This is a genomic window from Mesorhizobium sp. M7A.F.Ca.MR.148.00.0.0 (assembly GCF_003997735.1).
In the GTDB taxonomy this organism is placed as follows: domain Bacteria; phylum Pseudomonadota; class Alphaproteobacteria; order Rhizobiales; family Rhizobiaceae; genus Mesorhizobium.
In genome coordinates this window covers 2,416-7,266 of record NZ_RZTB01000154.1, presented here as the reverse complement: position 1 = coordinate 7,266, position 4,851 = coordinate 2,416, and the positions used below count along the sequence as shown (strand labels likewise).

Annotated in this window: 6 protein-coding genes; 4 read left to right on the top strand and 2 right to left on the bottom strand. The window is 58.9% G+C overall.

Going from position 1 to position 4,851, the window contains the following annotated elements; genetic code table 11:
- Window positions 1-102: 102 nt before the first annotated feature.
- Together EOB49_RS30690 and EOB49_RS30685 are read right to left on the bottom strand one after the other, a co-directional pair.
- On the bottom strand, window positions 103-822 hold the full coding sequence (locus EOB49_RS30690) for a hypothetical protein (protein WP_127383191.1): 720 nt from the start codon (window positions 820-822) through the stop codon (window positions 103-105).
- A gap of 87 nt (window positions 823-909) precedes the next feature.
- Window positions 910-1,560, bottom strand: a complete 651-nt coding sequence (locus EOB49_RS30685; protein WP_164781864.1) for a LexA family transcriptional regulator — start codon at window positions 1,558-1,560, stop codon at window positions 910-912.
- Between the two features lie 128 nt (window positions 1,561-1,688).
- Here EOB49_RS30685 and EOB49_RS30680 point away from each other — a divergent pair, with 128 nt between their 5' ends.
- Genes EOB49_RS30680 through EOB49_RS30665 form a run of 4 tightly spaced genes read left to right on the top strand, consistent with a single transcriptional unit; the run spans window position 1,689 to window position 4,691 of the window.
- Complete coding sequence (locus EOB49_RS30680; RefSeq protein WP_127383189.1) at window positions 1,689-1,919, top strand: Cro/CI family transcriptional regulator; 231 nt, start codon at window positions 1,689-1,691, stop codon at window positions 1,917-1,919.
- Window positions 1,916-2,647, top strand: a complete 732-nt coding sequence (locus EOB49_RS30675) for a DUF1376 domain-containing protein (RefSeq protein WP_127383188.1) — start codon at window positions 1,916-1,918, stop codon at window positions 2,645-2,647. The genes EOB49_RS30680 and EOB49_RS30675 overlap by 4 nt, the downstream gene beginning before the upstream one ends.
- Before the next feature lie 2 nt (window positions 2,648-2,649).
- Window positions 2,650-4,395 carry an AAA family ATPase gene (locus EOB49_RS30670; protein WP_127383187.1) on the top strand — a complete coding sequence of 582 codons (1,746 nt, stop codon included), beginning with the start codon at window positions 2,650-2,652 and terminating at the stop codon, window positions 4,393-4,395.
- Window positions 4,392-4,691 (top strand): hypothetical protein, encoded by a 300-nt coding sequence (locus EOB49_RS30665; RefSeq protein ID WP_127383186.1) that lies wholly within the window; start codon window positions 4,392-4,394, stop codon window positions 4,689-4,691. Before EOB49_RS30670 ends, EOB49_RS30665 begins: the two co-directional genes overlap by 4 nt.
- Window positions 4,692-4,851: the final 160 nt, after the last annotated feature.

Sequence of the window (4,851 nt, the reverse complement as noted above, 5' to 3'; positions counted from 1 at the left end):
GCAAGGGATGCCCTCGCCCGGCGACAATCACCGCCGGCCGATAGTGCAGGGCAAGATAGAGGCGGCAGCGGTGGCATTGGCCGCATGCAAAAGCCATGATCGTCAGCGAGCGCCATTGGTAGGCGCCACCTTCAGCAGGAAAGTCATGACGGCGTGCGAAGCCCGCTCGTCCAGATGGTTCCCCACCTCGCCCCCATCGTAGCTATCCAGCCTGCACGACTGGTAGTGCAGCCAACCCCAGACCATCGCCATGGCTTTGACGCCATCCAGCGTCACAGGCGGGCGCTCAACCATTTGACGCGCCAGATCGGCGCAACGGTCGTGGGCGCTGTCGATTTCAGGAGTGCTGTTGCCGATACTGGCGATGTCGGCAGATGCAAACGCGGCGCGTTCGTCGTCCCATGCCTTGCGAAGTTCATCCCCGAGGGCGATTAGATCGGTGTCGGGATGAGGGCCGGTTTCGGTCATCATGTCCATGTCAGACTCCCATGCGTTGCTTGACCGGGCGTAGACCACGGCGTGCAAGTCCATCTTCGTTTCGTATTCGGAGACACGGCGCAAAGCGGCCAAGTACAGCGGCAGACGATAGGCGAGCTGCTGGCGGGCATAGCCGACGAACTTCGGGCTGTGGCGACGGATAGTGGCGGTCAGCATCTCGTCGCGCTGGGCAATGGTGACGACGTGTTGGCGGATGAAAAGCAGATGGTCAGCGACTTCCCGGAGTGAGTAGCGCCATGCGGTGGCGAGGCGGCCTTGAGCATCAACATCGAGGGCCAGCGGGCGGGCGAGATCGGTAAAGGCAGAAGCGGCGGCGGCGTGCATGGTGGCTCCATCGGTTTGATGAAGCAATTAAAGCACGGCTTAACCATGAGAGTCAAGCCACGCTTGATATGAAATTGAAGCCAGGCTTTACTTCGTTCTACGTCGGAAGCGTCGGTGCTCATTCATTGTGCCGACGATCCTGCCGGGATTTTTCGCTGAGATGGTGAGCGTTGGGTAGTCCGGGTTCAAAGGGTAAAGCTCAATAACCGGATGGCCTTGCTCGTCGGCACCGCGCGGTCGATATTTCTTGAACGTCGCCTCTTCCTCGCTATCGAGAGCCGCAACGACACAATCGCCAGGCAACGGCCGAAGACCCGTGTCGACGATGATCACATCGCCGCTCTGGAATTCCGGCAACATACTGTCGCCGTCGATTTCAAGAGAAAATGCATAGCCCGCCGGCTCCCAATGAATTTCGAATGATGGAGTTTCCGGCGGCAGCGGTTGATCCGCGACTATCGGCGACCATGATCCCGCAGTGACCCGACTAATTAGAGGCGCGGTGTAAACGGTGGGCCCTTCTGGCCGATAGGGCAGCAGCTCTCGCTTGCCTCCGCCCGTCGCCAAGTCAACACCAAGAACTTTGCTCAGGGAGATGAGACGACCGCCTGTCGGCGTGGTTGTGTCGCTCTCCCATTGCGACACGGCCTGAATGCTGACGTCCAGAGCGCTTGCGACATTTGCCAAGGTAAGGCCTTTAGCCTTCCTGGCCGCCTTGATTGTTGCCCCCAGGGTCATCGAAGATTTCTCCATTTCATTTCAAGACACTAAAGCCATGCTTGACTAATTCAAGCAAGCTACACTTGAACTTATGGTTAAGCCGTGCTTGAATACAGTGTCAAATCAAGCAGCGGGTGCAAATCTCCATGAGCGATCCAGACGAAAAGAACGGCCTGGAACTGGCCGTTGAGGCAGTAGGCGGCCAAGCGAAGAAGCTCGCGGAGCTGCTCGAAATCACCCCCCAGGCAATAAGCCAGTGGAAGCAGATCCCAAGCGATCGGGTGATCGCCGTCGAAAGGCTTACGGGTGTCAATCGCCGCTTCCTTCGTCCCGATCTTCACCCGCCTGAATTGCCATCGGTGGATAGCGCTGCGTGAGCAAGGCCAAAGCGCGGCGGGTCGATTTCTACCCAGACGAATACATAACCGGTGTTGGCGGCGTGCTGACGGCGGAACAGCAGGGCGTTTACTGGATGATTTGCAGCCTGATCATGTCCGAAGGCGGCGCTATCGAGTTCAACGATAGGCGTCTAGCGGGTCTGTGCCGAGTGCGCCCCGCAGACGTTCGCCGCGTGGTCGATGCCTTGGTGGCGAATGGGAAAATCACCCGCCAAGGCGATGGCAAACTGTGGCAGAAGCGTTCCCAAAGTGAAGTCGAAATGTCCCTGAAGCGCATTCAAAGTGCTGCTGAAAATGGGGCGAACGGTGGCCGACCATCGAAGAAAGCTCAACAAAATCAGCAACCGCCGGAACCGGGCGGTTCTTTTTCTGAAAAACTAACTACCAACTACCAACTACCAACTGAAGTAAAAGAAGAACCTAGCGGTTCTTCCAAAAAACGCGGTACTCGGCTTTCGCCGGAATGGTCTCTGCTTCCCGAGTGGCGGCAATGGGCGAAGGACAACGGTCTTTCAAGCGGCGATATCGACGGGGAGGCCGGCAAGTTCAGGGACTGGTTCATTTCCGCGCCCGGCAGTCGCGGCGTGAAGGCCGACTGGGAAGCCACATGGCGAAACTGGGTGAGGAAGGCCGTCCAGGATCGCGCGGGCAAGAGGCGCGGCGGCAATGGTGATCTTACCAATTCAGCTCTGTTTGCGCGGGGCTGATCATGATCGACGTGGTAGGCGCTCTTTCAGAACACGGCATCCGCCTTCGGAACGATACGGCAGGAAATCACAAGACCGTCTGTCCGGAGTGCTCTCACACTCGGAAGAAAAAGGGCGATCAATGCCTGTCTGTCACCATAGAGGCCGATGGGCGCGTGGTCTGGTTGTGCCACCACTGCGGATGGTCAGGCGGAGCCGGCGGGCCGGAATATCGCCCCGCCCGCGAGAGGCGGACCTACAAGCGCCCGGTGAGGGTCGCGGAACCAAAGCGCCCGGATACGCTGGTTGCATGGTTCGAAAAGCGCGGGATCTCGAAACCGGTCGTTGAGCGCTTCAACGTCTACAAGACCAGGCAGTGGTTTCCGCAGACCGAAAAGGAAGAGGACTGCATAGCGTTCCCCTACGAATGGGAGCAGGCGTTGCGCAATGTGAAATACCGCACCGCCGACAAGCTTTTTCGCCAAGAGAAAGACCCGGAACCGGTTTTCTTCAATGCGGACAGCATCACCGAAGGTGCTGACCTGATTATCGCCGAGGGCGAGATCGACGTGATGTCGTTCATTGAGGCTGGCTTTGAACGGGTAGTGTCACTGCCAAACGGTGCACCCTCCGGGCCTGAGACCAGCGACAAGCGCTATGAGCCATTCGCAACGCACTGGGAAAAGCTGCAGAAGGCCTCCCGCGTCCTGATCGCAAGCGACATGGACGGCCCAGGCGAGCAACTGGCACAGGAAATCGCGCGGCGCATGGGCCGCGACCGGTGTTACCGGGTCAGCATGCCGGCACTGGGTGATGTCCAGTGCAAGGACGCAAACGAATGTCTGCAAGACCACGGCGCCGAAGTGTTGCGCGAGTGTGTGGCAAGCGCCGAACCGTGGCCGATAGACGGGCTGCACGATGTCGAAAGCTTTGCGATCGAGGTAATGGACCTCTACCACGGCAAGGGGCCACAGCCGTTGTCGACCGGGTTTCCTGAAATTGACAAGGCATTCAAATACATTCCCGGTCAGTTCATCGCCGTGACCGGCATTCCCAATCACGGCAAATCGCGCGTGATCGACCAGATTGCTATTCAGACAGCGCGGCGGCGCGATGAGAAATGGGCGATGTTCTCCCCGGAGACGGGCGAGGCAAATCACATTGCCGACCTGTGCGAAATCTTCGCCGGCAACCCATTCTTCGCCGGGCCGACGCCGCGCCTGACAGAGCGCGAAGTTTCTGAAGCGCTGCTTTGGCTGAACGAGCGGATTTTCCTGGTTGGAGCGGTCGAGCATACCCCCACCGTGGACTGGTTACTGGAGCGGGCGCGTGCTGCGGTCATTCGGTTTGGCGTGACGAATATTGTCATTGACCCTTACAACGAGCTGGAGGCATCCCGGCCCGACAAACAGACGGAAACGGAGTTCGTTTCGCAGCTCATTTCCAAATGCAAAAAATTCGGGAAGCACCATGGATGCACGGTCTGGATGGTCATCCATCCGACCAAGCTCCGCAGCAGCGATGATGGGAAAGACCCCGTTCCGGGCCTGTATGACTTGGCTGGCAGCGCGCACTGGCGGAACAAGGCTGACGCGGGTCTGGTCGTCTACCGCGACTACGAGAAAGACATAACATTTCTGATCGCGAAGAAAATCCGGCGCCAACCCATGTGCGGGCGGCCGGGGTCTGTGAAGCTGCAATTCATCGGCGCTGACAGGCGATTCCGGGATGTTGAGGGAAGTTTTCAACAGTTAGGAGCCGAGCGGTGATGCCGAACAAGCATAAAAAGGCCGAGCGCCTGCCCTGGTCAGTCGAACAGGCTTTGCTTCAGCACCGCAACATCTACATGGCGGCGCGCGAGGCCGTAATCGCCATCTGGGTCGAGATGCCAAACAAGACCTGGGATAGGATGAGGCCCGTTCTCGAGCAGTGGATTGCGGCCGGCAACATCGACCGATCGGAAATGCGTCGCATCATCGACGAGGTGGATTATCTCCGCCGCGAATTCCCGCGCGCTCTGACGCTTTCCAATGACAACCGGGGGCTGCGCCATGACGGTCATTGAGGCGCCGGGCGGCGGCTGGATTGTGGTGTCTCACTGCGAAACCTTGGCGGGACCATTCCCGACCAATGCGGAGGCTTGGCGCGCGGCCGATCGGCTTGAAGGCTCGCCCATATCGCCGGCTGAAAAACGCGCCGATTGGATTTCGAACAAGATCCTGTCG

Coding starts and splice junctions, on each gene's coding strand:
- EOB49_RS30680 (WP_127383189.1), top strand. CDS start 1,689: ATGAGCGATCCAGACGAAAAGAACGGCCTGGAACTGGCCGTTGAGGCA.
- EOB49_RS30670 (WP_127383187.1), top strand. CDS start 2,650: ATGATCGACGTGGTAGGCGCTCTTTCAGAACACGGCATCCGCCTTCGG.
- EOB49_RS30690 (WP_127383191.1), bottom strand. CDS start 822: ATGCACGCCGCCGCCGCTTCTGCCTTTACCGATCTCGCCCGCCCGCTG.
- EOB49_RS30685 (WP_164781864.1), bottom strand. CDS start 1,560: ATGACCCTGGGGGCAACAATCAAGGCGGCCAGGAAGGCTAAAGGCCTT.